The 24,954-nt window shown below is 72.1% G+C and carries 26 protein-coding genes and 1 tRNA gene; 9 read left to right on the top strand and 18 right to left on the bottom strand.

Annotated features, from left to right (window positions below):
- Positions 1 to 7 precede the first annotated feature (7 nt).
- From bcp to AB0761_RS23895, 3 genes are all read left to right on the top strand, one after another.
- Positions 8 to 475 carry a thioredoxin-dependent thiol peroxidase gene (bcp, locus tag AB0761_RS23905; protein WP_377271188.1) on the top strand — a complete coding sequence of 156 codons (468 nt, stop codon included), beginning with the start codon at positions 8 to 10 and terminating at the stop codon, positions 473 to 475.
- Between the two features lie 262 nt (positions 476 to 737).
- On the top strand, positions 738 to 1,616 hold the full coding sequence (locus tag AB0761_RS23900) for an HNH endonuclease (protein WP_377271186.1): 879 nt from the start codon (positions 738 to 740) through the stop codon (positions 1,614 to 1,616).
- A 9-nt stretch (positions 1,617 to 1,625) separates the two neighbouring features.
- Positions 1,626 to 1,700: transfer RNA gene (locus AB0761_RS23895), tRNA-Leu, on the top strand.
- Positions 1,701 to 1,756: 56 nt separating this feature from the next.
- Here AB0761_RS23895 and rdgB read toward each other — a convergent pair.
- The 3 genes from rdgB to AB0761_RS23880 form a co-directional block, all read right to left on the bottom strand.
- Entirely contained in the window at positions 1,757 to 2,365 is a 609-nt protein-coding gene (rdgB, locus tag AB0761_RS23890; RefSeq protein ID WP_377271185.1) for an RdgB/HAM1 family non-canonical purine NTP pyrophosphatase, read from the bottom strand.
- Between the two features lie 200 nt (positions 2,366 to 2,565).
- Positions 2,566 to 3,291: a ribonuclease PH gene (rph, locus tag AB0761_RS23885; protein ID WP_377271184.1), complete on the bottom strand. Its 726-nt coding sequence runs from the start codon at positions 3,289 to 3,291 to the stop codon at positions 2,566 to 2,568.
- 41 nt (positions 3,292 to 3,332) lie between these two features.
- The gene (locus tag AB0761_RS23880; RefSeq protein WP_377271183.1) at positions 3,333 to 3,566 is read right to left on the bottom strand and encodes a glucose PTS transporter subunit EIIB; all 234 of its coding nucleotides are present in this window, start codon (positions 3,564 to 3,566) and stop codon (positions 3,333 to 3,335) included.
- 279 nt (positions 3,567 to 3,845) lie between these two features.
- Between AB0761_RS23880 and AB0761_RS23875 the strand changes: the two genes are divergently transcribed.
- Positions 3,846 to 5,069 carry a PTS transporter subunit EIIC gene (locus AB0761_RS23875; protein ID WP_377271182.1) on the top strand — a complete coding sequence of 408 codons (1,224 nt, stop codon included), beginning with the start codon at positions 3,846 to 3,848 and terminating at the stop codon, positions 5,067 to 5,069.
- Positions 5,070 to 5,217: 148 nt separating this feature from the next.
- Here AB0761_RS23875 and AB0761_RS23870 read toward each other — a convergent pair whose 3' ends face one another.
- The 8 genes from AB0761_RS23870 to clpS all read right to left on the bottom strand — a co-directional run bounded on the left by AB0761_RS23870 (position 5,218) and on the right by clpS (position 11,147).
- On the bottom strand, positions 5,218 to 5,964 hold the full coding sequence (locus AB0761_RS23870) for an MBL fold metallo-hydrolase (RefSeq protein ID WP_377271181.1): 747 nt from the start codon (positions 5,962 to 5,964) through the stop codon (positions 5,218 to 5,220).
- 167 nt (positions 5,965 to 6,131) lie between these two features.
- The gene (locus tag AB0761_RS23865; RefSeq protein ID WP_377271180.1) at positions 6,132 to 6,338 is read right to left on the bottom strand and encodes a MarR family transcriptional regulator; all 207 of its coding nucleotides are present in this window, start codon (positions 6,336 to 6,338) and stop codon (positions 6,132 to 6,134) included.
- Positions 6,339 to 6,594: 256 nt separating this feature from the next.
- Positions 6,595 to 7,563, bottom strand: a complete 969-nt coding sequence (locus AB0761_RS23860) for a PLP-dependent cysteine synthase family protein (RefSeq protein WP_377271179.1) — start codon at positions 7,561 to 7,563, stop codon at positions 6,595 to 6,597.
- Positions 7,563 to 7,841, bottom strand: a complete 279-nt coding sequence (locus tag AB0761_RS23855; protein WP_377271178.1) for a MoaD/ThiS family protein — start codon at positions 7,839 to 7,841, stop codon at positions 7,563 to 7,565. The genes AB0761_RS23860 and AB0761_RS23855 overlap by 1 nt, the downstream gene beginning before the upstream one ends.
- A 323-nt stretch (positions 7,842 to 8,164) precedes the next feature.
- On the bottom strand, positions 8,165 to 8,596 hold the full coding sequence (locus tag AB0761_RS23850; protein WP_377271176.1) for a Mov34/MPN/PAD-1 family protein: 432 nt from the start codon (positions 8,594 to 8,596) through the stop codon (positions 8,165 to 8,167).
- An 86-nt stretch (positions 8,597 to 8,682) separates the two neighbouring features.
- Positions 8,683 to 10,101 carry an amino acid permease gene (locus AB0761_RS23845; RefSeq protein WP_377271175.1) on the bottom strand — a complete coding sequence of 473 codons (1,419 nt, stop codon included), beginning with the start codon at positions 10,099 to 10,101 and terminating at the stop codon, positions 8,683 to 8,685.
- 147 nt (positions 10,102 to 10,248) lie between these two features.
- Complete coding sequence (locus AB0761_RS23840) at positions 10,249 to 10,842, bottom strand: DUF2017 domain-containing protein (protein WP_377271174.1); 594 nt, start codon at positions 10,840 to 10,842, stop codon at positions 10,249 to 10,251.
- Between the two features lie 2 nt (positions 10,843 to 10,844).
- Entirely contained in the window at positions 10,845 to 11,147 is a 303-nt protein-coding gene (gene clpS / locus AB0761_RS23835; RefSeq protein WP_055590775.1) for an ATP-dependent Clp protease adapter ClpS, read from the bottom strand.
- Between the two features lie 157 nt (positions 11,148 to 11,304).
- Here clpS and AB0761_RS23830 point away from each other — a divergent pair, with 157 nt between their 5' ends.
- Positions 11,305 to 12,648 carry a nicotinate phosphoribosyltransferase gene (locus tag AB0761_RS23830; protein ID WP_377274286.1) on the top strand — a complete coding sequence of 448 codons (1,344 nt, stop codon included), beginning with the start codon at positions 11,305 to 11,307 and terminating at the stop codon, positions 12,646 to 12,648.
- Between the two features lie 195 nt (positions 12,649 to 12,843).
- Positions 12,844 to 13,437, top strand: a complete 594-nt coding sequence (locus tag AB0761_RS23825) for a nicotinamidase (RefSeq protein ID WP_377271173.1) — start codon at positions 12,844 to 12,846, stop codon at positions 13,435 to 13,437.
- 25 nt (positions 13,438 to 13,462) lie between these two features.
- Here the strand turns inward: AB0761_RS23825 and AB0761_RS23820 are convergent, their stop codons facing one another.
- From AB0761_RS23820 to AB0761_RS23810, 3 genes are all read right to left on the bottom strand, one after another.
- The gene (locus AB0761_RS23820; RefSeq protein ID WP_377271172.1) at positions 13,463 to 14,902 is read right to left on the bottom strand and encodes a multicopper oxidase family protein; all 1,440 of its coding nucleotides are present in this window, start codon (positions 14,900 to 14,902) and stop codon (positions 13,463 to 13,465) included.
- Between the two features lie 120 nt (positions 14,903 to 15,022).
- Positions 15,023 to 16,021: a hypothetical protein gene (locus AB0761_RS23815; RefSeq protein WP_377271171.1), complete on the bottom strand. Its 999-nt coding sequence runs from the start codon at positions 16,019 to 16,021 to the stop codon at positions 15,023 to 15,025.
- Positions 16,022 to 16,286: 265 nt separating this feature from the next.
- Positions 16,287 to 17,315, bottom strand: coding sequence for an intradiol ring-cleavage dioxygenase (locus AB0761_RS23810; RefSeq protein ID WP_377271170.1), 1,029 nt, complete (start codon positions 17,313 to 17,315; stop codon positions 16,287 to 16,289).
- 152 nt (positions 17,316 to 17,467) lie between these two features.
- Here AB0761_RS23810 and AB0761_RS23805 point away from each other — a divergent pair, with 152 nt between their 5' ends.
- From AB0761_RS23805 to AB0761_RS23795, 3 genes are read left to right on the top strand one after another with little or no spacing between them, the layout of a single operon-like run.
- The gene (locus tag AB0761_RS23805; protein ID WP_377271169.1) at positions 17,468 to 18,214 is read left to right on the top strand and encodes a hypothetical protein; all 747 of its coding nucleotides are present in this window, start codon (positions 17,468 to 17,470) and stop codon (positions 18,212 to 18,214) included.
- Between the two features lie 5 nt (positions 18,215 to 18,219).
- Entirely contained in the window at positions 18,220 to 20,070 is a 1,851-nt protein-coding gene (locus AB0761_RS23800) for a hypothetical protein (protein WP_377271168.1), read from the top strand.
- Entirely contained in the window at positions 20,067 to 20,735 is a 669-nt protein-coding gene (locus AB0761_RS23795) for a hypothetical protein (RefSeq protein ID WP_377271167.1), read from the top strand. Before AB0761_RS23800 ends, AB0761_RS23795 begins: the two co-directional genes overlap by 4 nt.
- Here AB0761_RS23795 and AB0761_RS23790 read toward each other — a convergent pair.
- The 4 genes from AB0761_RS23790 to AB0761_RS23775 all read right to left on the bottom strand — a co-directional run bounded on the left by AB0761_RS23790 (position 20,723) and on the right by AB0761_RS23775 (position 24,864).
- The gene (locus tag AB0761_RS23790) at positions 20,723 to 22,162 is read right to left on the bottom strand and encodes a S8 family serine peptidase (RefSeq protein WP_377271165.1); all 1,440 of its coding nucleotides are present in this window, start codon (positions 22,160 to 22,162) and stop codon (positions 20,723 to 20,725) included. The two genes, AB0761_RS23795 and AB0761_RS23790, sit on opposite strands and share 13 nt — an antisense overlap.
- 80 nt (positions 22,163 to 22,242) lie before the next feature.
- Entirely contained in the window at positions 22,243 to 23,673 is a 1,431-nt protein-coding gene (locus AB0761_RS23785) for a hypothetical protein (protein WP_377271164.1), read from the bottom strand.
- A 21-nt stretch (positions 23,674 to 23,694) separates the two neighbouring features.
- Positions 23,695 to 24,075 (bottom strand): hypothetical protein, encoded by a 381-nt coding sequence (locus AB0761_RS23780; RefSeq protein WP_377271163.1) that lies wholly within the window; start codon positions 24,073 to 24,075, stop codon positions 23,695 to 23,697.
- Between the two features lie 84 nt (positions 24,076 to 24,159).
- Positions 24,160 to 24,864: an endonuclease V gene (locus AB0761_RS23775; RefSeq protein ID WP_377271162.1), complete on the bottom strand. Its 705-nt coding sequence runs from the start codon at positions 24,862 to 24,864 to the stop codon at positions 24,160 to 24,162.
- Positions 24,865 to 24,954: the final 90 nt, after the last annotated feature.

The following is a 24,954-nucleotide window of genomic DNA, read 5'->3' as shown; positions in this document are numbered from 1 at the left end:
ATCCCCCGTGAGCGAGCGACTCCAGCCCGGCGACACCGCCCCGGCCTTCACCCTGTCCGACGCCGACGGCAAGCGCATCTCCCTCGCCGACCACCTGGGCCGCAAGGTGATCGTCTACTTCTACCCCGCCGCCCTCACCCCGGGCTGCACCAAGCAGGCCTGTGACTTCACCGACAACCTCGACCTGCTGGCCGGCGCCGGCTACGACGTCATCGGCATCTCCCCGGACAAGCCGGAGAAGCTCGGGAAGTTCCGCGACAAGGAGAGCCTGCGGGTCACCCTGCTCGCCGACCCGGACAAGGAGACCCTGACCGCCTACGGCGCCTTCGGCGAGAAGACCATGTACGGCAGGACCGTCACCGGAGTCATCCGCTCCACCGTGATCGTGGACGAGCAGGGCAAGGTCGAGCGCGCCCTCTACAACGTCCGGGCCACCGGCCATGTCGCCAAGCTCATCAAGGACCTCGGCGTCTGACCCCCGCCGACGCGCGATGGTGACGGCGAGCCCCCCGACAGGACCCGCCGCCACCATCGCTCAGGACTGTCCCGGATTGGTATGGACCATGTCAACAGGTCTCAACCAATCTCCCGTCCGGACCCCGTGACCCCAACGCCCTCTCATCGTTCTCCAGTGCGACGGCCGCCGATGCGACCGCATGCGACGAATCACTGGTGCCAGGGCGAATCAGGGGTCCCGCTGCGGTCACCCCCCTCCGCCCGGCAGGGAGGGGATCCCCATGTCCGGACCGGTCAAGTACACCCGCGAACTTCTCACCGAGCTGGCCGCCCAGTCCGCCAGCGTCAACGACATGATGCGGCGCCTGGGGGTGCCGATGGCGGGGGGAACGCACAGCTACCTCAGCAAGCGGCTGAAGTTCTACGGGATCGACACCTCGCACTTCGACGCCAGGGCCCGGCCCGATTACGGCCGCCGCACCTACACCCGGGAGGTGCTGGCCGAGGCCGCTGCGGCCGGCAACAGCATCAGTTCGATGCTGCGGTACATGGGTGTCGAGCCCTATGACAGCGCGTACTCGTACCTCAGGAAGCGCCTGGCTCACTTCGGGATCGACACATCCCACTTCGCCCGCCGTGAAAGCCCGAGCCGCAGCTTCCCGGGCGGAGTGATCCCTGCGGCCCGGCTGGCAGAGGTGGCATCCGAGCAGCTCAGCATCGTGGGAGTGGTCCGTGCCCTGAGTCTGACCGAGTCCACCACGTCACACCGTCTGGTGAAGGCCAGTTTGCGGGCCCACGGCATCGACACGTCGCACTTCACCGGCCGGGTGCACAACCGCGGCAGGCGACTCGGCCCGCGGCGAACTCCCGAAGAGGTGCTCGTCAAGCTGCCGGCCGGAAGCCATCGCACGCCCGGCGGGCGCCTTCGCAGGATGCTTGTGCACATCGGACGCTCCGACACATGTGCCATGTGCGGCAATCCGCCGGAGTGGCTGGGCCACGCACTGGCCCTGGAGGTCGACCACATCAACGGCGACTGGCTGGACAACCGCGCCGGCAATCTGCGCCTGCTGTGCCCCAACTGTCACGCGATCACACCGACGTACTGCGGTCGCAACAAGCGGAAGGAGCCCACCCCTACGGCAGTCGCCTCGCGGTAAGCTCACTGTGGCGCCGTAGTCCAGCTGGTAGGAGACACAAGACTTAGGATCTTGACAGGGCCGGTTCGAATCCGGTCGGCGCCACAATCGATTGTGACCGCTTGAGGGGTCGGGCTTCTGCCCGACCCCTCGGTGCTTTCTCAGCCCAGGAACTGCTTCACGACCGGGGCCAGGGCGCGGAAGGCCACGCCCCGGTGGCTGATGGCGTTCTTCTCCGCGGGGGTGAGCTCGGCGCAGGTGCGGGTCTCGCCGTCGGGCTGGAGGATCGGGTCGTAGCCGAATCCGTGCGCGCCGGCGGGGGCGCTGCGCAGAGTGCCCGGGAGGCGGCCTTCGACGACGTGCTCGGTGCCGTCGGGCAGGGCCAGGGCTGCGGCGCAGGCGAAGTGGGCGGCGCGGTGGGGTTCGGCGATGTCGGAGAGCTGGGCGAGCAGCAGGTCGAGGTTGGCCTGGTCGTCGCCGTGCTTGCCGGACCAGCGGGCGGAGAAGATGCCGGGGGCGCCGCCGAGGACGTCGACGCAGAGGCCGGAGTCGTCGGCCACGGCGGGCAGGCCGGTGGCGCGGGCCAGGGCGTGGGCCTTGAGCAGGGCATTCTCTGCGAAGGTGACGCCGGTCTCGGGGACGTCCGGGATCTCGGGGTAGGCGTCGGCGCCGACCAGTTCCACGTCCAGGCCGGCCTCGGTGAGGATGGCGTGGAGTTCGGTGACCTTGTGCCGGTTGCGGGTGGCGAGGACGAGGCGCTGGGTGTTCATGGGCAGTGATTATCCCTGGGGTTTCCCCGGGATGCAGACATCGGCGGCCTCGCCCGGGGCAGCCGGCGGCGCCTGGCTGCCGTTGGGTGGTGGGCGTGGAGGGCCCGCTGCCGCGGGTGCCGGGTGCGCCGTCCTCACGGGTGATGCTCCGGTGGCGCCCGCTGGTTCCGTACGGAGGGGCGGGCGCCGCCGGTGGCGGGTCAGGCTTCGAGGGCCTTGCGCTGGATCTGGTCGAGTTCGGCGCAACCCAGGGTGCCGAGGTCGAGGAGCTGGTCGAGGAGGGAGCGGTCGAAGGGGGCGCCTTCGGCGGTGCCCTGGACCTCGACGAAGCGGCCGTCGCCGGTGCAGACGATGTTCATGTCGGTCTCGGCCCGGACGTCTTCCTCGTAGCAGAGGTCGAGCATGGGGGTGCCGTCGATGATGCCGACGCTGACGGCGCTGACGGTGCCGGTGATGGGCTGGCCCTTGGCGCGGAGGATCTTCTTCTGGCGGGCCCAGTCGACGGCGTCGACGAGGGCGACGTAGGCGCCGGTGATGGCGGCGGTGCGGGTGCCGCCGTCGGCCTGGAGGACGTCGCAGTCGAGGACGATGGTGTTCTCGGCGAGGGCGCGGTGGTCGATGACGGCGCGGAGGGAGCGGCCGATGAGGCGGCTGATCTCGTGGGTGCGGCCGCCGATCTTGCCGCGGACGGATTCGCGGTCGCCGCGGGTGTTGGTGGCGCGGGGGAGCATGGAGTACTCGGCGGTGACCCAGCCTTCGCCGCTGCCCTTGCGCCAGCGGGGTACGCCTTCGGTGACGCTGGCGGTGCACAGCACACGGGTGTCGCCGAAGGAGACGAGGACGGAGCCTTCGGCGTGCTTGCTCCAGCCCCTTTCGATGGTGATGGGGCGGAGCTGGTCGGGGGTGCGGCCGTCGATGCGTGACATAGCGGACGAGCGTAGTCGAGTCGTCCGGCGTGTTGGGTGTCCTACATCATGTCTTCGATTTCGGCGGCGATGGGGTCGGCGTCGGTGCCGACGACGACCTGGATGGCGTTGCCCATCTGGACGACGCCGTGGGCGCCGGCGGCTTTGAGGGCGGTTTCGTCGACGAGGGAGGCGTTGTTGACCTCGGCGCGCAGGCGGGTGATGCAGCCTTCGATCTCTTCGATGTTCTCGATGCCGCCGAGACCGGCGACGATCTTCTCAGCCTTGGTGGCCATGTGGTTCTCCGTGGGGGAGGCAGCGTCTCAGGAGTTGGTCTACACCAGCCGTGGGCCGGTGGCCAAACGTGGGGGTGTGTCGTGTTCGGGTTGCGGTGGGGGCGCTGGGGACGGAGGATTCCCCGGGGGTCCGGTCGCCCATTTATGCAGCAGGGTATCGATTTGGCGGCGCTTCCCGCCTGCGGCTTTGGCGGGGGTTCCTGGGGTGTGCGGGGCCGTGCTAGAAACCTGGTCTACCCATATTGGTGTAGACCAGTTGGCCCCGTGTGAGGATCACCCATGAGCACGACGACCGCGCAGGCAGCGCCGCCGGCCAAGAGGTCCGGCTCCGGCCTCTTCCAGGGTCTGCAGAAGATCGGCCGCAGCCTGCAGCTGCCCATCGCCGTGCTGCCTGCCGCGGGCATTCTGCTGCGCCTGGGCAAGGACGACGTCTTCGGTCCGGCGGGGCTGCACTGGGACACGGTGGCCCGGGTCTCGGAGACGGCGGGCGGGGCGATCTTCGACAATCTGCCGCTGCTGTTCTGCGTGGGTATCGCCATCGGCTTCGCCAAGAAGTCGGACGGCTCGACCGCACTGGCGGCGCTGGTGGGCTATCTGGTCTTCCACAATGTGCTGACCGTCTTTCCCGATCCTGCGGGCAGACCGCAGGACCCGGGGGTGCTGGGCGGCATCACGGTGGGGCTGCTGAGTGCGGTTTTCTGGCAGCGCTATCACCGCAAGCGGCTGGTGAACTGGCTGGGTTTCTTCAACGGCCGACGGCTGGTGCCGATGGTGATGGCGTTCGTCGGCACTCTCCTGGGGATGGCGTTCGGGCTGCTCTGGGGGCCGATCGGCTCGGGTCTGGACACCGCCAGCGGCTGGATCATCGGGCTGGGCGCCGGCGGCGCGGGGCTCTTCGGGCTGGTGAACCGGCTGCTGCTGCCGATCGGTATGCACCAGTTCGTCAACACCTTCTTCTGGCAGCAGGTCGGCGACTTCCATGACGCCACCGGGAAGGTGGTCCACGGGGACCTCAACCGGTTCTTCGCCGGGGACCCGACGGCCGGGCAGTTCATGGGCGGCTTCTTCCCGATCATGATGTTCGGCCTGCCGGCGGCCGCCCTGGCCATCGCGCACTGCGCCAGGCCGGAGCGCCGGGCGCAGGTGACCGGGATGATGCTGTCGCTGGCGCTGACCTCCTTCATGACGGGCATCACCGAGCCGATCGAGTTCTCCTTCATGTTCATCGCGCCGGCGCTGTACGGCATCCATGCGGTGCTGACGGCGCTGTCGCTGGCGGTCACCTGGCTGCTGGGAGTGCACCATGGCTTCACCTTCTCAGCCGGCGCCATCGACTATGTGCTGAACTGGCACTATGCGAGCAGACCCTGGCTGATCATCCCTATCGGCCTCTGTTTCGGCGTGGTCTACTACGCGGTGTTCCGCTTTGCGATCACCAGATTCGACCTGCCGACACCGGGCAGGGAGCCCGACGAGGAACTGGAGGACGCCTCCAAGCCCTGACCGGGCCGGGTCAGTCCGAATCCGGAGGCTCGGGCCTGGAGGCGCGGGCCGAATCCGGAGGAGCCGGCCCAGCCCGGAGGCGCGGGCCGACTGCGGAGGCAGGGTCGGGTACGGACGTACCGGCCCTTTTCGGCGTTGCGGGCCCGGCTCAGATGTGGTGGACGGCTCCGGCCCTGGCCGCCTCGACGGGGCCGTCGAACTCGGCCCTGGCGTCGGCGAGGTTCCGCTCGGTGTCGGTCCACGGCGGGATGTGGGTGAGCACCAGCCGCCCGACTCCCGCCTCGGCGGCGATCCGGCCCGCCTCCCGCCCGTTGAGGTGGAGGTCGGGGATGTCCTCCTTGCCGTCCGTGAAGGACGCCTCGCAGAGGAAGAGGTCGGCGCCGCGGGCCAGCTCGGTGAGCTCGGCACAGGGCCCGGTGTCCCCGGAGTAGGCCATGGCCCGGCCGCGGTGCTCCAGCCGCAGGCCGTACGCCTCCACGGGGTGGGCCACCGGGGCGGCGGTGACCTTCAGCGGCCCCAGCTCGAAGGAGCCGGGGGTGAGGGTGCGGAAGTCGAAGACCTCCTTCATGCCCGGCTGCTCGTCCATGTCGTAGGCGCGGGCCAGCCGCTCGGCGGTGCCCTGCGGTCCGTAGACGGGCAGTGGGTCGGGGCAGCCGCCGATGCGGTAGTTGCGGGCCACCCAGTAGGCGCACATGTCGATGCAGTGGTCGGCGTGCAGATGGCTGAGCAGGACCGCGTCCACGTCGTAGAGGCCGCAGTACTTCTGCAGCGCGCCGAGGGCGCCGTTGCCCAGGTCGATCACGACCCGGAAGCCGTCGGCTTCCAGCAGGTAGGACGAACAGGGCGAGTCGGGTGACGGGAAACTGCCCGAACACCCCACCACGGTCAGGTCCATACCGCGCCCCTCCGCACCGGCTCGTACCGGCTGGGCGGCGTCCCTGCCGGTGCTGCTGTCATCGCGAGTCGTGGTCGAGAGTAAGGGCGGGGCGGCACTCTGCCCCCGCCCACGTGCCGCGTTGTGTCCGGAATCACCAGGACGAGCGGTCGGCGGGCGTGGGGTGTTCACACTTTTCGGCTGCCCGGTCGGCGGCGGCTCCATTCCCGGACGGTGTCCGGGTACCAGCGGGGACGTCCCGCGGGGTCCACCGCATCCGGGTCGGGGAGGATGCCGTGGCGGCGGTAGGAGCGGACCGTCTCGGGGCGCACGCCGATGTGGCGGGCGATCTCCTGGTACGACCACAGCTCCGGGCCGTTGCCGCTGCGGCTCATGGGCACCACCTCCACCGGCAGGGTGGGGCGGCTCAGCAGATCCGGGCCTGCGGACAGGCTGCTGTGTCCGTTCTGTGACGGTACGGGAGCATTGCCACAGCGAACGGTCCGGCGCAGCAATGCAACCACCCGCCAGGACCGGGGCGGGATGGCGGTGCGGCCCGCCGCGCAGCTGCGGGACCGGCCGTGCGGCCGGTCCCGCCCCGGCCGTGACGCACGGCCGGGGAGGTGCGGGCGGTCGGGCCCAGAACTGGCGTCAGGCCCAGAGCTGGCCCTGGAGGGCCTCCACTGCCGCCTCGGTGGTCGGGGCGGTGTAGATGCCGGTGGAGAGGTACTTCCAGCCGCCGTCGGCGACCACGAAGACGATGTCGGCCCGCTCGCCGGCCCGGGCGGCCTTGCGGCCGACGCCGATCGCGGCGTGCAGGATCGCCCCGGTGGAGACCCCGGCGAAGATGCCCTCCGACTGGAGCAGTTCGCGGGTGCGGACCACGGCGTCCTGGGAGCCGACGCTGAAGCGGGTGGTGAGCACCGAGGCGTCGTAGAGCTCGGGCACAAAGCCCTCGTCCAGGTTGCGCAGCCCGTAGACCAGGTCGTCGTAGCGGGGTTCGGCGGCGACGATCTGCACGCCGGGCACCTTCTCCCGCAGGTAGCGGCCGACGCCCATGAGGGTGCCGGTGGTGCCGAGTCCGGCGACGAAGTGGGTGACGGTCGGCAGGTCCGCGAGGATCTCGGGCCCGGTGGTGGCGTAGTGCGCGCCGGCGTTGTCGGGGTTGCCGTACTGGTAGAGCATCACCCAGTCGGGGTGTTCCGCCGCGATCTCCTTGGCGACCCGGACCGCGGTGTTGGAGCCGCCCGCGGCCGGGGAGGAGATGATCTCCGCGCCCCACATGGTGAGCAGTTCGCGCCGCTCCGAGCTGGTGTTCTCGGGCATGACGCAGACCATGCGGTAGCCCTTGAGCTTGGCCGCCATGGCGAGGGAGATGCCGGTGTTGCCACTGGTGGGCTCGAGGATGGTGCAGCCCGGGGTGAGCCGGCCGTCGGCCTCGGCGCGCTCGATCATGTGGAGGGCGGGCCGGTCCTTGATGGAGCCGGTGGGGTTGCGGTCCTCCAGCTTGGCCCAGAGCCGCACGCCCCCGGAGTCGTTTCCGGGGACGGCGGCGGAGATCCTCGGCAACCCGACCAGCGGGGTGTTGCCGACGGCCTCGAGGGGGGTGTCGTAGCGCATCAGCGCGCGCCGCCGGCGACGGCCGGGAGGATGGTGATGCTGTCGCCGTCGGCGACACCGGTGGAGATGCCGTCCAGGAAGCGGACGTCCTCGTCGTTCAGGTAGACGTTGACGAAGCGGCGCAGCTCGCCGCCGTCCACGAGGCGGTCGCGGAGGCCGGGGTGGCGGGAGTCCAGGTCGGCGAAGAGGGCGTCCAGGGTCTGTCCGCTGCCCTCGACGGCCTTCTGGCCGTCGGTGTAGGTGCGGAGGATCGTCGGGATGCGGACCTCGATGGCCATGGCTGCGCTCCTGAGGAGTGGGTGGGCGCCGTCGGGCGCGTGCAGGAAGGACTTGGGGGGCGGGGCGCGTGGCCCCGCGGGGAGGTGCGGCCGGTCAGGGACGGGTGCGGCGACAGACCCCGTCGGCGAGGCGGCACAGGTCGATGTGCAGCCGCGCCACGAGGCGGACGCCCGGGGCCTTGGTGCTCACATCGACGGAACGCATGCGCTCATCGTATCGATTCCCGGTGCCCTTACGGGATGCCCGTCCCAGGGTGCGGATGGATGCGTCTCGCATGTCGGGATTCCTTCTCTGCGGGGCCCGTCGTCCTGCGCTTCGGGGGTCAGTCCTGGTAGGCGTCGACCAGCTGGACGTCTTCCTCGCTGATCTCGCCGTCCACGATGCGGAACGAGCGGAACTGGAAGGACCCCTCGTCGTTGCCGCACTCCGCGGTGGAGACCAGGACGTAGTGGGCGCCCGGTTCGGAGGCGTAGGAGACGTCGGTGCGCGAGGGATACGCCTCGGTGGCGGTGTGGGAGTGGTAGATCACCACCGGCTCCTCGTCGCGGTCGTCCATCTCCCGGTAGAGCTTCAGCAGGTCACCGGAGTCGAATTCGTAGAAGGTGGGCGAGCGCGCGGCGTTGAGCATGGGGATGAACCGCTCGGGACGGCCGCTGCCGGCGGGTCCGGCGACGACTCCGCAGGCCTCGTCGGGGTGGTCGGAGCGGGCGTGGGCCACGATCGCGTCGTGCAGCTCTCGGGTGATGGTCAGCATGCGGCTCAGGATAAGCGGGGCCCTGCGCGGCCCGGCCCTCCCGCCCGCGCTGGACGGGAGGGCCGGAGGGACGGGCCGGGCGGGGGTCAGGCCCCGCTGAGCGCCTCGGGCTGCGGGTCCTGCGGGGTGGCGACCGCGTCGGGGTTGCGGCGCCGGAGCACGAGGTAGCCCACGGTCAGCAGCAGTGCCCAGACGGGGAAGACGTAGAGGGAGACCCGGGCGTCGGCGTCCCAGCCGATCAGCACGGTCACCAGCGCCAGGAAGGCCAGCGCGAACCAGCTGGACCACGGGGCCCCGGGGGCCCTGAAGGTCGGTTCGGGGAGCCGGCCGGCGCGGTAGGCGGTGCGGTAGCGGAGCTGGCAGACCAGGATCACCGCCCAGGTCCAGATGCCGGCCACGGTGGCCACCGAGGTGACATAGGTGAAGGCCTTGGCGGGGGCGGTGTAGTTGAGGATCACGCCGATGCACATCAGCAGGGCGGAGACGGTGATGGCGGCGGCCGGGGTGCGGCGGGCGTTGAGGCGGGTGACCACGCCGGGGGCCTGGCCCTTGAGGGCGAGGTTGCGCAGCATCCGGCCGGTGGAGTACATGCCGGAGTTGCAGGAGGAGAGCGCCGCGGTGAGCACCACGAAGTTGACGATGCCGCCGGCGGCCGGGATGCCGATCTTGCTGAAGGCGGCGACGAAGGGGGAGGCGCCCGGCTGGAACTCGCTCCACACCACCAGGGAGAGGATGACCAGCAGGGCGCCGATGTAGAAGATGCCGATCCGCAGCGGGAGGGTGTTGATGGCCCTGGGGAGGGTCTTCTCGGGGTTCTCGCTCTCGCCCGCGGTGACGCCGACGAGTTCGACGCCGAGGTAGGCGAACATCACGATCTGCAGGGTCATCAGGGTGGAGCCGACGCCGTTGGGGAACAGCCCGCCGTCCGCCCAGAGATGGGTGACCGAGGCGGTGTCGCCGGCCTTGCTGAAGCCCAGGGTGAGGACGCCGATGCCGATCAGGATCATGCCGAGGATGGCCGTGACCTTGATCAGGGAGAACCAGAACTCGATCTCCCCGAAGAGCTTCACCGAGATCAGGTTGGCGGTGTAGAGGACCACCAGGAAGAGCAGCGCGCTGATCCACTGGGGCACCGCGGGTGCCCAGTAGTGGATGTAGACGGCGGCTGCGGTGACCTCCGCCATGCCGGTGACGACCCACATCAGCCAGTACGTCCAGCCGGTGACGAAGCCGGCGAAGGGGCCGAGGAACTCGCGGGCGTACTCGGAGAAGGAGCCGGAGACGGGCCGGTAGGTGAGCAGTTCGCCGAGGGCGCGCATGATGCAGAAGACGACGACGCCGGCGACCGCATAGGAGATCACCAGGCTGGGGCCGGCCTTGTGGATGGCGGTTCCGGCGCCGAGGAAGAGCCCGGTGCCGATGGCCCCGCCGATGGCGATCATCTGGATCTGGCGGCTGCCGAGCCCGCGCTCGTAGCCCTCGTCTGGCTGGTTCTTTCCTGACATGGGGTGCAGTCGTATCACCGGCTGCCCAGATACCGGTATCGAACTGAGCGGAATTTGAGCCTGGAGAGGGATGATTCACCCGTTGTGCACGGGTTCTGCGCCTCGCCCGTCCAGCATGCGGACGAGGCGGCCATGGGGCGCCGGGGGTCAGCCGAGGAGTGCCTCGATCAGCGACTCCTGCATGGCGCCGAGCCAGAGGTAGGCCATCACCATGGGCTTGGCCGGGTCGTCGTCGGGAAGCCGGTAGAGGCGGTCGTCCTCGCTGTCGTCGGTGACCTCCAGCCGGGCGCCCAGGGTCAGCCGCAGGTCGTTGAGGGCACCCAGCCAGTTGCGGCACTGGTCGGCGTCCAGCCGCAGCACACCGCCCGTACCGCCGCCGGCGTCGGACAGCCCGTCCAGGCAGCGCACCACGGCGAGCGCGTCGTCGCGCTTGCGGGCCCGCAGGTCGAGTTCGGTGTAGCGGCGGAACTCGGCGGAGGCGGCAAGCTGCTCCTGGTCGGGCTCCTTGGCCGGCTCCCCGTAGGCGTCCGGGAAGAGCCGCGCCAGCGCCGGGTCGTCGGGCGGCGCGGAGGGCCCCTCGGCGAAGAGTGCGGCCAGCGGGTCGCTGTCGGCGCTCTCGGCCGGGCCGGGGCCGATCAGCTCCAGCATCTGCACGGCGAAGCTGCGGAGAATGGAGACCTCCACCTCGTCCAGCGCGATCGCCGCGCCGCCGCCGGGGGCCGTCTCGAACAGTCCTGCCATCTCTACCTGTCCTGGCTGAGGGTGGCCCACAGCCCGTAGCCGTGCATCGCCTGCACGTCGCGTTCCATCTCCTCGCGGGTGCCGCTGGAGACCACCGCCCGGCCCTTGTGGTGCACGTCCAGCATCAGCTTCCGGGCCTTGTCCTTGGGGTAGCCGAAGTAGGACTGGAAGACGTACACCACATAGCTCATCAGGTTGACGGGGTCGTTGTGCACGATCGTCACCCAGGGGGTGTCGGGACTGGGGACCGCCTCGGAGGCGGACTCCGACTCGGTGCGCTCGATCTCGGCCGGCGCGACGCTCACTGGCGCGTCCCCTTCACTCCCTTGCGTGTGCGCCCGGCGGGCGCGTCCCCACAGGATCCATGCTGCCATCCGGCCGCTCCCGTTGCGATTCCGGCTCACCCCCGCACGGAAATCGTCAAACTGACGTTAAGGGGGTAGCATCACCGGTATGGACGTCATGGACGCATCCGGCGCCGACCGCGCGCCCTCCACCGCGTTGCTCACCGACCACTACGAGCTCACCATGCTGCAGGCCGCGCTGCGCAGCGGGGCTGCGCAGCGCCGCTCGGTGTTCGAGGTCTTCACCCGCCGGCTGCCCGAGGGCCGCCGCTACGGCGTGGTGGGCGGCACCGGCCGGGTACTGGACGCCATCGAGTCCTTCCGCTTCGACACCGCCCGGCTCGACTGGCTGTCCGACCACGACGTGGTGGACGACGCCACGCTGGCCTGGCTGGCCGCCTACCGGTTCCGCGGCGATGTCAGCGGGTACCCCGAGGGCGAGGTCTACTTCCCCGGATCACCGATCCTCACTGTGGAGGGCTCCTTCGCGGAGGCGGTGGTGCTGGAGACCGTGGTGCTGTCCATCCTCAACCATGACTCGGCGATCGCCGCGGCGGCCTCCCGGATGACCGCCGCCGCGGACGGCCGCCCGTGCATCGAGATGGGCGCCCGGCGCACCCATGAGCTGAGCGCCGCCGCGGCCGCCCGGGCCGCCTATGTGGCGGGCTTCGGCTCCACCTCCGACCTGGAGGCCGGCTTCCGCTACGGCATCCCCACGGGCGGCACCAGCGCCCATGCCTTCACCCTGCTGCACGACAGCGAGCGGGACGCCTTCACCGCCCAGGTGGCCTCCATGGGTCGCGGGACCACGCTGCTGGTGGACACCTACGACCTGGCGGAGGCGGTGCGCACCGCGGTGGATGTGGCCGGCCCCTCGCTGGGGGCGGTCCGGATCGACTCCGGCGACCTGCTGATGCTGGCCCACCGGGTGCGCCGCCAGCTGGACGAGCTGGGGGCCAAGGAGACCCGGATCCTGGTCACCTCCGATCTGGACGAGTACGCCATCGCGGCGCTGGCCTCGGCGCCGGTGGACGTCTACGGGGTGGGCACCTCGCTGGTGACCGGCAGCGGGCACCCCACCTGCGCGATGGTCTACAAGCTGGTCGCCCGCGCCTCCTCGGCCGACCGGGACGCCGTGCTGGTGCCGGTCGCCAAGCGGTCCGCCGGCGCCAAGTCCAGCCGTGGCGGCCGCAAGTGGGCGGCGCGGCGGCTGGACGCGGACGGGGTGGCCGAGGCCGAGGTGGTGGGCACGGGTCCGGTGCCGCACGACCTGACCGGCCGGCTGGTCCAGGTGCCGCTGATCCGCACCGGCGAGGTGGTGGGCCGGGAGCCGCTGTCCGCCGCCCGCGACCGGCATACCGCGGCCCGGGCGCAGCTGCCGCTGTCGGCGACGCAGCTGTCCCGGGGCGAGCCGGTGCTGCCCACCGAGGTGGTGTCCCGGTCGGGTCACGCGGGGGCCTGAGCGTCGAGCAGAGTGGCGCGGCAGGGCCCGGACGGGGCGCATGTAACAGGAATCCACGCCCCCTCCCGCAGGCCGTCCGCGCTCCCTAGGCTCTGTCCATCACCCTGATCCGCACCCTGATCCGCACCCTGATCCACGCGCTCCCCCACTCCCCCGGCCCCCTCCCCCCAGGCCCCGTCCCGTAAGCGAGGACCCATGCACCGCGCACTGATCGTCGTCGATGTGCAGAACGACTTCTGCGAGGGAGGCAGCCTCGCGGTCTCCGGCGGAGCCGAGGTCGCGGCGGCTATCACCGATCTGGTCGCGGAGAGCGCGGCCGGCTACGCCCATGTGGTCGCCACCCGGGACAACCACCTCGACCCGGGCGCCCACTTCTCCGACCACCCCGACTATGTCCACACCTGGCCGGTGCACTGCATGGCCGGCACCGAGGGGGTGGGCTTCCACCCCAACTTCGCCCCCTCGGTGATCTCCGGCGCGGTCGACGCGGTCTTCGACAAGGGTGCCCACTCGGGCGCGTACAGCGGTTTCGAGGGCCGGGACGAGAACGGCGTGGGGCTGGCCGTGTGGCTGCGCTCACGCGGCGTCGAGGAGGTGGACGTGGTCGGTATCGCCACCGACCACTGCGTCCGGGCCACCGCGCTGGATGCGGCCCGGGAGGGCTTCCGTACCCGGGTGCTGCTGGACCTGACCGCGGGGGTGGCCAAGGAGACCACCGAGCGCGCCCTGGAGGAGCTGCAGGCGGCCGGTGTCACCCTCAGCGGCACCCCGGTGGTGGCTGCGGGCTGAGCCGGCCGCCGGCGGCCCGGTGCGCTCAGCGCGGCCGGACCTTCAGCGAGGTCATCATCCCCAGGTCCTCGTGCTCCGCCATGTGGCAGTGCAGCATGTAGGTGTACTTCTCCGAGGCGTAGTCGGTGAAGCGCATCGCGATGCGCACGGTCGCGCCGCGGTGGACGGCGATGGTGTCGCGCCAGCCGAGGTCCACGCCGGTGGGCACCCGGCCGTTGACGGAGATCACCTGGAAGGGCACATCGTGGACATGGAAGGAGTGGTTCCGGGGTGACCGGTTGACCACTTCCCACAGCTCCAGATCCCCCTCGCGCACCACGATCTCATGGGAGTCCATGGCCTTCATGGTGGTGCCCGAGACTCCGTTGATGCCCAGGACCCCGCCCGTCTCCGTCAGCGCGATGACCCGCGGCTTGAGGTGGGCGACGTTGTAGCGGTTGATGGTGTTCAGCCTGGACGGCAGCGGCGTCGTCCGGCTGCCGCCGGAGCCGGGCAGCAGGGTGAGGAAGGACTGGCGGCTGTTGCGGCGGCGCCCCACCCCGGTCTCCACGGCGACCTCAAGTACGGTCTCCCGGGTGACGTCGACGACGACCTCCGCCCGGCACCCCGCAGGCATCCGCACCTCGTCCACCTCGACGGGCCGGGTGAGGAACGCCGACTCGGTGGCCACCTGGGTGAGCCGGGTGCCGTCGATCCGGCGGACGGTGAGGGTCTCCGAGAGCGAGGCGTTGAGCAGCCGCAGCCGCACCCGCCCGGTGTCGGCGGTGAAGGTCAGCGGGTCGCTCTCCACCGCCACCCCGTTGACCACCACGGGGAAGGCCATACCGGCTTCGGAGAAGCTGTGCGACGCATACCGGATGCCGCCGTCGGACCCCACTGCGACGCTCTGCATGATCACCGGGATGTCGTCGGTCCCATAGCTGCTGGGCAGGGCCTTGGACGCCGCGGAATCGTCCTCGACAATCAGCATCCCGGCCAGGCCCATGGCGACCTGACGTGCGGTGATCCCCATGGTGTGGGGGTGGTACCACAGCGTGGCGGCCTGCTGCTTGACGGTGAACTCGGGCTTCCAGACCTTTCCCGGGCCGAAGGCGGCATGCACCCCGCCGTCGTCCTCGGGCGGCACATGGGCGCCGTGCCAGTGCACCGCCAGCTCCTCGTCGAGCCCGTTGGTGACCTCGAAGCGGACCCGCTGGCCGTTGCGCACCCGCAGGGTCGGGCCGAGGTAGGAGCCGTTGAACCCGGCGGTGTCGGAGCTGACCCCGGGCAGCAGCTCATGGGTGCCGAAGGCGGCCTGCATCGCGAAGACCGTGACTCCGCCCTGCTGCGTGGGCACCAGCAGCTCGGGTAGCGGCAGCCGGTTGCCGGCCGCCCGTGCGGTCCCCTGCGACAGGGCGATGCCGGAGGCGCCGGCCAGCGCCGAGGCGGCGGTGGCCATGCCGGCGATGAAGCGTCGCCGCGACATCCCCGGCTTCCCGATGCTGTGTACAGGCGGAGTGATGTCGTCCATAACCTTGGACGTTAACCAGTTGAATTGTGTAACTAACGGTCCATTAGGTGCGATCACTCGACCAGCGGCACCCGCTCAGTCGTGATGCACCATCAGCGGCACCGGATCCATCCCGCCCGCCGCCAGCGCCGCCCGCAGCTCCCGCCCCACCGACTCCGGTTCGGCGGCCAGACGCTCCGACGCGAGGTACACCACCCGCACCCCCAGGTACTCCATGCGGTGCTGACCGCCGCGCACCCAGGCCGACTCCCCCTCGCTCACACAGCGCACATCGGAGTCCAGCTCCACGGCCACGCCCCGCTCCGGCCAGAAGACGTCCGGCACCGCCACAAAGGTCCCCCCGCGCATCCGCAGCTCCACCCCGCACACCGGTCGCGGCAGCAGCCAGCCGTCCAGCAGCTCGCCCAGCCGCTCCATCGCCCTCTCACGGCCGGCGGCCAGCACCTCGTCCAGCGCGGCCCTGACGGGGGTCAGCTCCAGCAGTCCGGCCTCACGCAGTTCCACCACCAGCTCCCGCACCGGGCAGCCGCGGTCCGCGACCGCCTCCCGCAGCAGATCGCGCACCACCGCGGGACTGGGCAGCCCCTCCGGCACGGCCAGCGCATCGGCCACCGCCCGTGCCATCGGGGCGCAGGCGAGGCCTCGCACCAACCGGCTCTCCAGCGCCCGCTCGGTGCGCAGGATGCGGACCTCGCCCGCGTCCCGCAGCCGCCGCTGGCGCGGCACCAGCACATCCACCCCCCGGAACGACCGCAGTCCGGGCACCGAGGCGAACCCGTACAGGGCCAGCGCGGCGCCGCCGGTGACCACCGGTGTGCCACGCCGCTCGATCATGCCGTTCTGCGCCGCGTACAGCAGCGCCGCCCAGATCCGCTGCTCGGGGGCGGGAGTGCCGGGCTGGAGCAGGAACACTCTCGGCAGCAGCCGCTGCCAGGGGCCGCCGGGACGGCAGTGCTCGGTGACGGTACGGGCGGGCACCCCGCGGGAGCGCAGTTGACTGGCTGTCACCACGTTGCACTGGCGGCGGGCCAGTTCGTCGAGGGACGGGGTCGGGGAGGGGATCTGGAAGGTCATGGCCCACACGATCCCCAGCGGCCGAGGGCGCCTATCCGGATCCCGGCCGCTGTTACAGAGCCGTCGCGGATTCCGGACCGCGCCGCGCTAAAGTCCGCCTACGCTCCCCCGAACAGCCGACGAACGCCGCATCACCCCGTCACTCGTACAGGGGAATCGGCGGCCGGGGCCGCCTCGGCCGCCTGCCGCCGGCGTGCCTCGCCGACGACGGGCCGCCCTCCCCGGCACAGCTACGCTCCGTCACCGGAGGGCGTGCAACCGGGCCTCAGGAGGAGGCGGTGGCCGACGGCGCGGGGGCGGAGGGAACCGGCGCGGCGGTTGGACCGGGGGCGTCCGAGCCGTCATGGGTCCCGGCCGCATCCACGCTCATGGTGATCCCCGCCGTGACCCCGCGGCCGACCCGGCGGCGGTCGTAGCGCAGGTCCAGCAGACCGCCCGCGGACCCGGTCCCCGGATAGAGGGAGTCCTGGTCCAGGGTGGTCCGGGTGCCGGTGTTGGTGCGGTACGGGGAGGCCTTGGCGACCAGCTCCACGGCTTCCTCGGCGAAGTAGAACTGCCCGGTGTGGCACTGGTGGCCGCCGACGTACCCCTCCGAGGTCCGCCTGCCGCCGGTGTGCACCTTGGTGTGGATGTGGATCGCCCGGCCCTGGTACCAGCCCGGGAAGACGGTCTCGAACTCCACCTCGCCCTGCCGGTCGGTCATCTGGATGCCCCGCAGATAGGTGAGGTCGTCGGTGGGCTCCTGGTGCCCGCCGCCGCCACCGGGGCCGCCGGGGCCGCCGGGGCCGCCCGGACCACCGGTGGGCGCAACGGTGGGCGGCTGGCCGGTGGGCTGCTGGCCGCCGGGCGGGGTGCCCCCGCCGCCACCGCCCGTCGCCGTGTAGCCGGAGTAGACGCCCAGGGCGTCGCAGTGCCAGATCTCCACCGCCGCATTGCGCAGCGGCCTGCAGGTCGCCTCGTCCAGGACCTTCAGCCGCAGCCGCAGCGGGACCCCCTCGCGGTCCTCCACGATGTTCCGCCGGAACAGCTCGTAGTCGAGGTAGTACGGTCCCTCGATCTGCTCGGTGGTGAGCGCACAGGCCGAGCGGCCGGCGGCCCGCTCCGCGGCGGTCGCACGGCCCGCCGCGCTCCCCGTCCGGCCGGAGGGCTCGTCCGCCGACGCCGTCCAGCCGAGCGCCCCGGCCCCCACGGCCATCGCCCCGGCGCCGCTCAGTGCCAGGACCCGCCGCCGGGAGAGCAGCGCCCGGGAGACCTCGTCGTTGCCGGGTTCCTCGTGTTGCTGATGGATTGTCATGCGCGGGACGCTAGGGCCGGTCCATGAGACCCCCATGAGCGCACGATGAGGAATCCCCACGAGGCCACCCGTGCGCAATCGGCTGACTGCGGACCGTTAACATGCACCCGCACAGGCCTGACACAGTGGAAGCCTGACGGGGAGACAACAACATGGCGGTCATGCTGCCCGCTGAGCTGGACGAGATCCTGGAGATGATCGGGATCGTCTGGCCCAACGTGGACGAGGACGAACTCCGGGCGATCGCAGCCGAGTACCGGACGTTCGCCTCGGAGCTCCAGGAGGTACGGACCTACTCGGACAACGCCACCGGATATCTGCGCTCGGTCACCACCGGCGAGGCCGTCGAGGCCTTCGGTGAGCACTGGGACAACCGGCAGTCCAAGGGGATGGAGCACCTCGGCCAGGTCGCCGAGGTCTACGCCGGGGTGCTGGACACCGTGGCAGGGCTTGTCGAGGCGGGCAAGCTGTCGGTCATCGCACAGCTCTGGGCGCTGTTCGCCGAGGTCGCCGCCGCCCAGGCTGCGGCGCCGTTCACACTCGGGTTCTCCGAACTGGGTGCGCTGGGCGCCACCCAGGTGACCCGGGTGGCGGTCCGCGAGATCCTCGAGCAGATGGCCGAGAGCGTCGCCCAGGCCCTGCTCAAGATGGTCGAGGACGCCGCGCTGACCGCGGTCAGGACCATCGTGCTGCAACTCGCCGAGCAGGGCCTGGAGAACTACACCGGCGTCCGCAGCGGCTATGACTTCGGCGGTGCCGTGCGGTCCGGCGTCCAGGACGGCGTGAGCGGATTCGTCCAGTCGGCGAGCGACCCGGGCACCTGGGTCGACGCGGCTCTCGACGGCGCCAGGAACGGTATGGGCGAAGGTGCCCTCGCGGGCAGCCGAGGGGGCGAGTGATGGCCATGCACACACATACCTCCCACCCCGGGCGCTCCCCGCACCGGAGCGGCCCCGACGAGACCGGCCCCACCCCGCCCCCGAGGCCCACCGGCGACCCCGAACCGGCTCCGCCCGACCCCGGAGCCACCGGTGAGCCCGGTCACCGGCGCAGCGGCGGCGACCCCGAACCCGCCCCGGGCGGCGGCCCCGAGCGCGACCCGGAGCCGGGTGAGGGCGGCGAGGGTCAGCCGGGTCATGGGATCACCATCGACATCGGCGGCATCAGCATCGGCGGCGGGGGAGACGGAGAAGGGGAGGAGGACGACGGCGAGAAGCGCATCGAGTGGATCGACGGCACACCGGACGACGGCGGCTCCGGCTGGAACGGCGCCGGCACCCCGTATGCGCCCGGCCAGGTCGGCAGCGAGGGCGTCCCTCCCGCAATCCCGGCCCAGCGCGGGGCCGACGCCGTCGCCGGCGGTCAGACCTCGGGCGACCCGGCGGACTTCGAGGCCACCGAGTCCCGGCTGGACGATGCGGCGCGGGACTTCGAGAACGCCGCCGACCGCCTCGCCGGCCTCGGCGGCCGACTGTCGGCGTGCCTCGCCAATGACTCGCTGACCTCCTCCGCGGCCGAACCCGGCCAGCAGATCTCCGACGAGATCCATGACATCAGCGGCAGACTCGCCTCCGGCCTGGCCACCACCGGCCGCCGGCTCGGCGACCAGGGCCGCGCACTGCGCCAGGCCGACCAGTCCGCCAGCGACCGCTTCAACGGGCTGGACGACCGGGCCCCGAGCGACGTCAGGCCACCCTCCCCCGTCCCGGGCTCCAGCGGCAGCCCGTCGGCCGGCACCGCCCCGGGTGGCAGGGCAGGCGGCTCGGCGCCGCAACCTCCGGCCGCCCCGCAGGGCGGCGGCGGAACCGGCACCCCGCCCGACCCCACCACCCTGGACTCCACCAACCCCCTGATCACCCCCGCCCCCGACGCCCCGCAGACCGGCAGCGGAACCGGCACCCCGCCCGACCCCACCACCCTGGACTCCACCAACCCCCTGATCACCCCCGCCCCCGACGCCCCGCAGACCGGCAGCGGAACCGGGACCCGGCTGTCCGGCAGCTCGATGGTCCACGCGGACCTGGGGGCCGCCGTCGGGTCTGCCGGGGCGCCCGCCGCAACCGCGGTGGACGCCGGAGCCAGCGGGGCGGCGGCCGCCGCCGGGCGGCCCTCCAGGCCGCTGCTCCCCGGCAGCGGCCTGGAGGCGGGGCTGCGTGCCGAGGCCCGTACCCTCGGCCTCAGCTCCGCCGACACCGACCGTGTGGTGGCCGCCCTCGAAGCCGCCCCGCAGGGCGAGATGGCCGCCGAGACCATCGCGTCCGGCCGCTACGACCAGCGGCCCGGTTTCACCGCCACCGTCTCGATGCTCGCCCATCCCGGCACCGCCCCGGCCGCCCTGCACCATCTGGACCTCGCCGCCCGGATGTCCGACCACGGCGTCGACGACCTCTCCTTCGGGGGCGGCGCCACTGCGGGCGCCGACGGGAGGGGCGTCCCGGCCGGTACCGGCCTGGTCGCCCGTGGGCAGGACGGAGAGAGCTACTCCTACCGCTACCGGGAACTCGGCGACCCGGCACAGCTGGTCCGCACCGCGCAGAAGGAGCTTCTGCAGACCGTCGACGGCGGCACCGACCACCAGGTGCTCTGGCTGCGCACCTCCGGCTCGGCGGACGATCTGCGGTCCGACGGAACCGTGCGGCAGCTCACCGAGCTCTACAGCCGCCAGCGGGCGCAGTTCGTGGTCGAGACCGACACCGGCCGCGTGGGCATCCCCGCCGGCGGCCGGTTCTTCCCCTGGTCCGAGGAGATCAGTTGATCACCACCAGCCCCGTCGCCCGGTGGACCTGGAACAGCACCTCGGTCACCGGCGACGAGACCGCCGACTGCGTCGGCGCCGCGCTGTCCGTGCTCTACGTCCTGGGTGCCAACCGGCTCTCCGGCCCGGTCCGCCGGATCTCGGTCGAGGTCGGACGGTACGGCGCGCCGCGCAGTCCGCTGCACAGCGGCGTCTTCGAGCTGCAGGGCAACGTGCTGGAGGACAACGCCCGCCGCGTCGTGGAGGAGGTCCGCGCGGGCACCCCCCGCGGGCCGGTGGGTACCGTCGTCACCCGGCTGCAGTGCCCCGGGCGGTGGTACGACGCCGCCGGTGCCGAGCGCCGGGAGGCCAGGATGTTCGACTGCGGCGTCCTCGCCACGGACACCTTTGTCGCCGTCGACCTGGCCGCCTACGGCGACTGCTGGCTGCCGCACGATCTGACGGGCCGCCCGCAGCCGGAGATCCACCGGGCCAACGCCCCGCGGCTGGCCGCGGCCCTGGACGGGGTGGCGGTGCTGCTGCGGGACCCGACCGAGCCGGACGCCCCCACCCGCTACGGCGTGCCCACCCCCACCGGGGTGGGCAATCTGCTGGGGCCCGACGGCACACCCGACGACGTCCGGTCCCGCTTCTCGGGCGCCGCCTCCGCCGCCTACTGCGGGTAGGGGTTCTGCTGCGGGTACGGGTTGGGCTGCTGGTACGGGTTGGGCTGCTGCCCGCCCGGCCCGTACCCCTGCGGCGGCGGCCCGTACTGGGGCGGCGGCCCGGGCTGCGGCGGCGGCCCGGACTGGGGTGCGCCGTACTGGGGTGCGCCGAACTGCGGAGACCCGTACTGCTGGCCCGGTCCCGGGTACGGCGGCTGCGCGGGCGGCTGCCCGCCGCCGGGCCCGGGCCCTCCCGGCCCGCCCCTGCGGCGGCTCCGTGCCACCAGCACCACCACGACCACCAGCACCACCACGGCCGCACCGATGCCGAGGAGCAGACCCATCGACACCCCGCTGCCGTCCGCGGAGGCCTTGGGCGCCTGCGCGGAGTCCCCGCCGCTCCCGGGCGCCGGGGTCTGCGCGCCCCCGCCCGCCGCGGCGGCCGACTGCTGCGGTGACGGATCCTGCTGCGACTCGGCCCGTTGCAGCAGCGGATTGGCCGTCGGGCCGGCCGGGATGTCGTCCGTCAGCGCATGCCGGGGGCTGGCGATGCCGTATCCGTAGCGGTCGTTGGGCGCCTTGCTGCCGTCGGGCGGCGCCACCGCGGACTTGATCAGCCGGTTGATCACCTGTCCCGCGGACAGGTCGGGGTACTTGGCGCGGACGAGGGCGGCGATGGCCGAGACATAGGCGGTGGCCTCGGACGTGCCGTCACCGATCCGGTACTTCGCCGGGCCGTCCTTGCCCGCCGCGACGATGCGGACGCCGGGTGCGGTGATGGTCACCTCGGGCCCGTGGTTCGAACCGGACCAGACGCTGCCGTCCTCCTGTACCGCCCCGACCGCCACCACCCCCGGGAACGCCGCGGGGTAGGCGACCCGGGCGGCACCACCGTTGCCGGCTCCGGCGACCAGTACGACATCGTGGTCGACCGCGTACCGGACGGCCTCCCGGAGGGAGGAGTCCCGACCGCTGGCTCCCGCCAGGGACATATTGACGACCTTGGCACCGTGGTCCACGGCATAGCGGATGGCGTCAGCCAGGCGCGTCTCGCCCTGGGCCAGGTCCCCGCGCAGAGAGGTGGTGACCCGTACCGGAAGGATCTTGGCCGCGGGGGCGAGCCCCTTGACGCCGTCGCCCTGCCCCGGGCCGTGTCCATGGCCTGCGATCAGGCTGGCCATCTCGGTGCCGTGCCCCAGGTCGTCGACTCTTCCGTCGCTCGACGCCCCCGAGAGGTCGGTGCCCGGCAGGACCTGTCCCACGAGATCCTGATGGGTCGCCGACACGCCGCTGTCGATCAGACCGACCGTGACCCCCTGCCCCTTGCTGACCGGCCACACATCCTGGGCCGCGCTGTACTTGATCAGGGGCCACTGGTCGTCGCGGGTCTGGTCGGCGGACGCACCCGTGGCTCCCAGCCCGAGTACGAGGCCCGCTGCGACAACCACAGCCGTACAACGCCCCAGCGCCCTGGTCCTCAACTTCCGGCCACCCCACTCGGTTGGTACACGCTGGACACGTCGGTTCGTCATTCCACCACGTTCGGGTTGGCCGAGGAGCCGTCGGCCCAGGTCTCCTCGTCCTCGACGAGATAGTCGGGCCGGTCACCGGCACGTCCCTTGTCCCGCTTGCGGCCCCGCGCGGAGCCCGCCGCCCCGAAGGGCTGCCCGGCCCCGCCGGCCTCGCCGCGGCGCGACCGGCTGCCGATACCGGTCCCTCCCTCGGTGAACGCACCGCCCCGACCGCCCTGGGCGCTCTCGCCCATCGTGGCGCCGGAGCGCCGGGACAGCCCTGCGGAGCCACCCGCCGCGGACTCCGTGGTCATGCCTGCTCCGCCCCTGCCGCCGAATCTGCCGGCACCGGTGCGCCCCAGGCCCTCGCCTGCCGAGGACTCGCCGGCGGCCGTGCCACCGGCGCCCGTACGCGCACGCCCCGTGCCGCTCCCCGACTGTCCGTCGGCGCCGCCTGCCACCGTGCCGCGCCCTGCCCCGGGGGTGAGGCCGAGGCCGCTGTTGGTGCGCATACCGCCGAGGCCGCCGCCCACGGTGGGGGTTCCCCCGCCGATCCCATGGGCGCCGGCGCTCCCGCCGCCCAGTGCCGTCGGGCCGGTGGCGGACACCCGGGTGCCGCCGGCTATGCCGGCCCCGTCGATGCTGGTTCCGGCACCCGTCCCGAGCGGCGGCGGCGGAGGGGTCAGCGTGGTCGCGGAGCCGCCGTGGATCGCGGCGTCCGTGACAACGGGGTGGTGCACCACCACCGACCCGGTCGACACGGCCTGGCCGGCGGCGCCGTGGGCCCTGCCGACCGCGTCGGAGCCGGTGGTACCGCCCGAGGCACCCGCGATCCCTCCCAGCCCGGCGCCGATGATCAGCCCGCCGATCGCCCCGGCGCCTGTCGGCCCGTCGGGCGGTGGGGGGTACTCGTCGTCCTTGTCGTTGATGTCGCCGACGGGCGGCGGCTTGAGTACCTCCGCGCCGTTGCGGTAGCGCTCGGCGAGGGTCCGCATGACGGCGACGGCCTGCTGCTTGCGGGCAGTGGCCTCGCTCTGCATGGTGTCCGCGTCATGGGAGCCCAGCAGACCCGAGACCCGGTCGCCGACCCAGTCGGTGCCGCTGTCCCAGGCCGAGGGCTCGTCGGGCATGGCCGCCTTGGCCTCGGCAATGGAGTCGGAGACGATCTCCAGGGTGACGGCGGCGTTGTTGGCGTACTCCGCGGTGTTGTTGACGCTGTTGGCCAGCTTGGTCATCCGGGTGCTGAAGGCGTCGCTGGCCTGGCCCTCCCAGTCGGCGGTGGCCTGGCCGGAGTACGACTGGAGAGCGGAGCGGATGCCCTTGAGGGTGTCGTGGGCGCGGCGCCAGGGGTCGGCGGCCTTCATCACATCGCCCGAGTTCAGCGCGTCCACCATGGCCTTGAGCTGGGCGTGGCTGTACTGGCTGAAGTCGGTGGTCGCGTCACCCATGCTGGTTCTCCCCGTTCCCCGTCACCACTTGTCGCTCTTCTCCACCTCGGCCCGGCCCGGGGGTGTTGCGGCGGGCGGCGCGGAGTCGGTGCGCATGGCGGCGGCCGTGCCGCGCTCCTGCTCGTCGTAGTTGCGGGCGGTGGCGTCGGCGTTCCGCTGGGCGTCGTCCAGGGAGCGGTAGAGCAGGTCGAGGACGTCACGCAGCGAGTCGCGCATCACGGCGTACTTCTCGTCGAGCTCCCGTGCCTCGGCGAACGGCCCGAAGCTGCTCGCCGCCACGCCGCTCTCGGCATGCGTCCTGTCGCCGTTGGCCCCCGTGTCGAAGTCCGACAGCAGTCCGCGCACCCTCTTCGCGAAGTCCTGCAGATTCTCGATCTGGACCTTGTAGCCCGAACCAGCCACGGACTGCCTCCCCCTGGGCCTCCTCAAGGACATGCTGAGCACTCATGTCTAACACAGCAGCACCCGCTGTTGAACATGGACTGGTCATTGACCCGCACGAACAGCCGCCGCGAGAGCGCGGCGGCAGAGCGAGTCCGCCTCGCGGGTGGTCTCGGGCAGGCGGTGGCGCGGTGTGAGGTTGAGGGTGTGGGCGCAGGCGTGGTCGAGGGAGACGGCGTGGCCGGTGGAGACATAGACGGGTTTGACGCCGTCGCGGGTGCGCAGGGCCCGGCCGACGTCCTCGCCTCCGTCCAGGAGGGGGGTGCGGTCGCCGCGGTGGGGGCCCGGGGGCTGGTGGGTGAAGGTGAAGGCGGTCTTGGCGACGCCGAAGCACGGGATGCCGGTGAGCAGGCCGAGGTGGCTGGCGAGGCCGAGGCGGCGGGGGTGGGCGATGCCGTAGCCGTCGCAGACGATGAGGTCCGGCGCGGTCCGCAGCCGGGCCAGCGCGTCCAGGACGGCCGGGAGTTCACGGAAGGCGAGCAGGCCGGGGACGTAGGGGAAGGCGACACGGCTGACGGCGGTGGCCTGTTCGACGGTCCGCAGAGTGGCGACGTCCAGCACCACGGCGGCTGCGGCGACCAGATCCCGCTGGTCGTCGTAGGCGACGTCGACACCGGCGACGGTGCCGCCGTCGGCGACGGAGGGGCCGGGGCCGTCGCGGTCGACCAGGGGGCGCAGGCGCTGCTGCTCCGCCTCGGCGTCGGCCTCGGTGCGGGGCCAGGAGGCCGCAGGGGTCAGCGGGTTGGTCATCGGCGGAGGCTATCGGGAAACGGCTCCGCCCGCCCCGAGGGCTCGGGACGGGCGGAGTCAGTGCGGTGCTGCCGGACCGCCCGCCCCGGG

Source organism: Peterkaempfera podocarpi (assembly GCF_042466665.1).
GTDB lineage: Bacteria > Actinomycetota > Actinomycetes > Streptomycetales > Streptomycetaceae > Peterkaempfera > Peterkaempfera podocarpi.
Note: the sequence above shows the minus strand (reverse complement) of the source record. Positions and strands in the feature narration are given on the sequence as shown.

What these genes read in the sequence shown, in the direction of transcription:
- AB0761_RS23815 (WP_377271171.1), bottom strand. Translation starts at nt 16,021, where the DNA reads ATGACCTTCCAGATCCCCTCCCCGACCCCGTCCCTCGACGAACTGGCC.
- AB0761_RS23840 (WP_377271174.1), bottom strand. Translation starts at nt 10,842, where the DNA reads ATGGCAGGACTGTTCGAGACGGCCCCCGGCGGCGGCGCGGCGATCGCG.
- rdgB (WP_377271185.1), bottom strand. Translation starts at nt 2,365, where the DNA reads ATGAACACCCAGCGCCTCGTCCTCGCCACCCGCAACCGGCACAAGGTC.
- AB0761_RS23830 (WP_377274286.1), top strand. Translation starts at nt 11,305, where the DNA reads ATGGACGCATCCGGCGCCGACCGCGCGCCCTCCACCGCGTTGCTCACC.
- AB0761_RS23785 (WP_377271164.1), bottom strand. Translation starts at nt 23,673, where the DNA reads ATGGGTGACGCGACCACCGACTTCAGCCAGTACAGCCACGCCCAGCTC.
- AB0761_RS23865 (WP_377271180.1), bottom strand. Translation starts at nt 6,338, where the DNA reads ATGAGCCGCAGCGGCAACGGCCCGGAGCTGTGGTCGTACCAGGAGATC.
- AB0761_RS23900 (WP_377271186.1), top strand. Translation starts at nt 738, where the DNA reads ATGTCCGGACCGGTCAAGTACACCCGCGAACTTCTCACCGAGCTGGCC.
- AB0761_RS23805 (WP_377271169.1), top strand. Translation starts at nt 17,468, where the DNA reads ATGGCGGTCATGCTGCCCGCTGAGCTGGACGAGATCCTGGAGATGATC.
- AB0761_RS23845 (WP_377271175.1), bottom strand. Translation starts at nt 10,101, where the DNA reads ATGTCAGGAAAGAACCAGCCAGACGAGGGCTACGAGCGCGGGCTCGGC.
- AB0761_RS23820 (WP_377271172.1), bottom strand. Translation starts at nt 14,902, where the DNA reads ATGTCGCGGCGACGCTTCATCGCCGGCATGGCCACCGCCGCCTCGGCG.
- AB0761_RS23810 (WP_377271170.1), bottom strand. Translation starts at nt 17,315, where the DNA reads ATGACAATCCATCAGCAACACGAGGAACCCGGCAACGACGAGGTCTCC.
- AB0761_RS23855 (WP_377271178.1), bottom strand. Translation starts at nt 7,841, where the DNA reads ATGGCCATCGAGGTCCGCATCCCGACGATCCTCCGCACCTACACCGAC.
- AB0761_RS23825 (WP_377271173.1), top strand. Translation starts at nt 12,844, where the DNA reads ATGCACCGCGCACTGATCGTCGTCGATGTGCAGAACGACTTCTGCGAG.
- AB0761_RS23880 (WP_377271183.1), bottom strand. Translation starts at nt 3,566, where the DNA reads ATGGCCACCAAGGCTGAGAAGATCGTCGCCGGTCTCGGCGGCATCGAG.
- AB0761_RS23875 (WP_377271182.1), top strand. Translation starts at nt 3,846, where the DNA reads ATGAGCACGACGACCGCGCAGGCAGCGCCGCCGGCCAAGAGGTCCGGC.
- rph (WP_377271184.1), bottom strand. Translation starts at nt 3,291, where the DNA reads ATGTCACGCATCGACGGCCGCACCCCCGACCAGCTCCGCCCCATCACC.
- AB0761_RS23800 (WP_377271168.1), top strand. Translation starts at nt 18,220, where the DNA reads ATGCACACACATACCTCCCACCCCGGGCGCTCCCCGCACCGGAGCGGC.
- AB0761_RS23870 (WP_377271181.1), bottom strand. Translation starts at nt 5,964, where the DNA reads ATGGACCTGACCGTGGTGGGGTGTTCGGGCAGTTTCCCGTCACCCGAC.
- AB0761_RS23775 (WP_377271162.1), bottom strand. Translation starts at nt 24,864, where the DNA reads ATGACCAACCCGCTGACCCCTGCGGCCTCCTGGCCCCGCACCGAGGCC.
- AB0761_RS23850 (WP_377271176.1), bottom strand. Translation starts at nt 8,596, where the DNA reads ATGCTGACCATCACCCGAGAGCTGCACGACGCGATCGTGGCCCACGCC.
- AB0761_RS23860 (WP_377271179.1), bottom strand. Translation starts at nt 7,563, where the DNA reads ATGCGCTACGACACCCCCCTCGAGGCCGTCGGCAACACCCCGCTGGTC.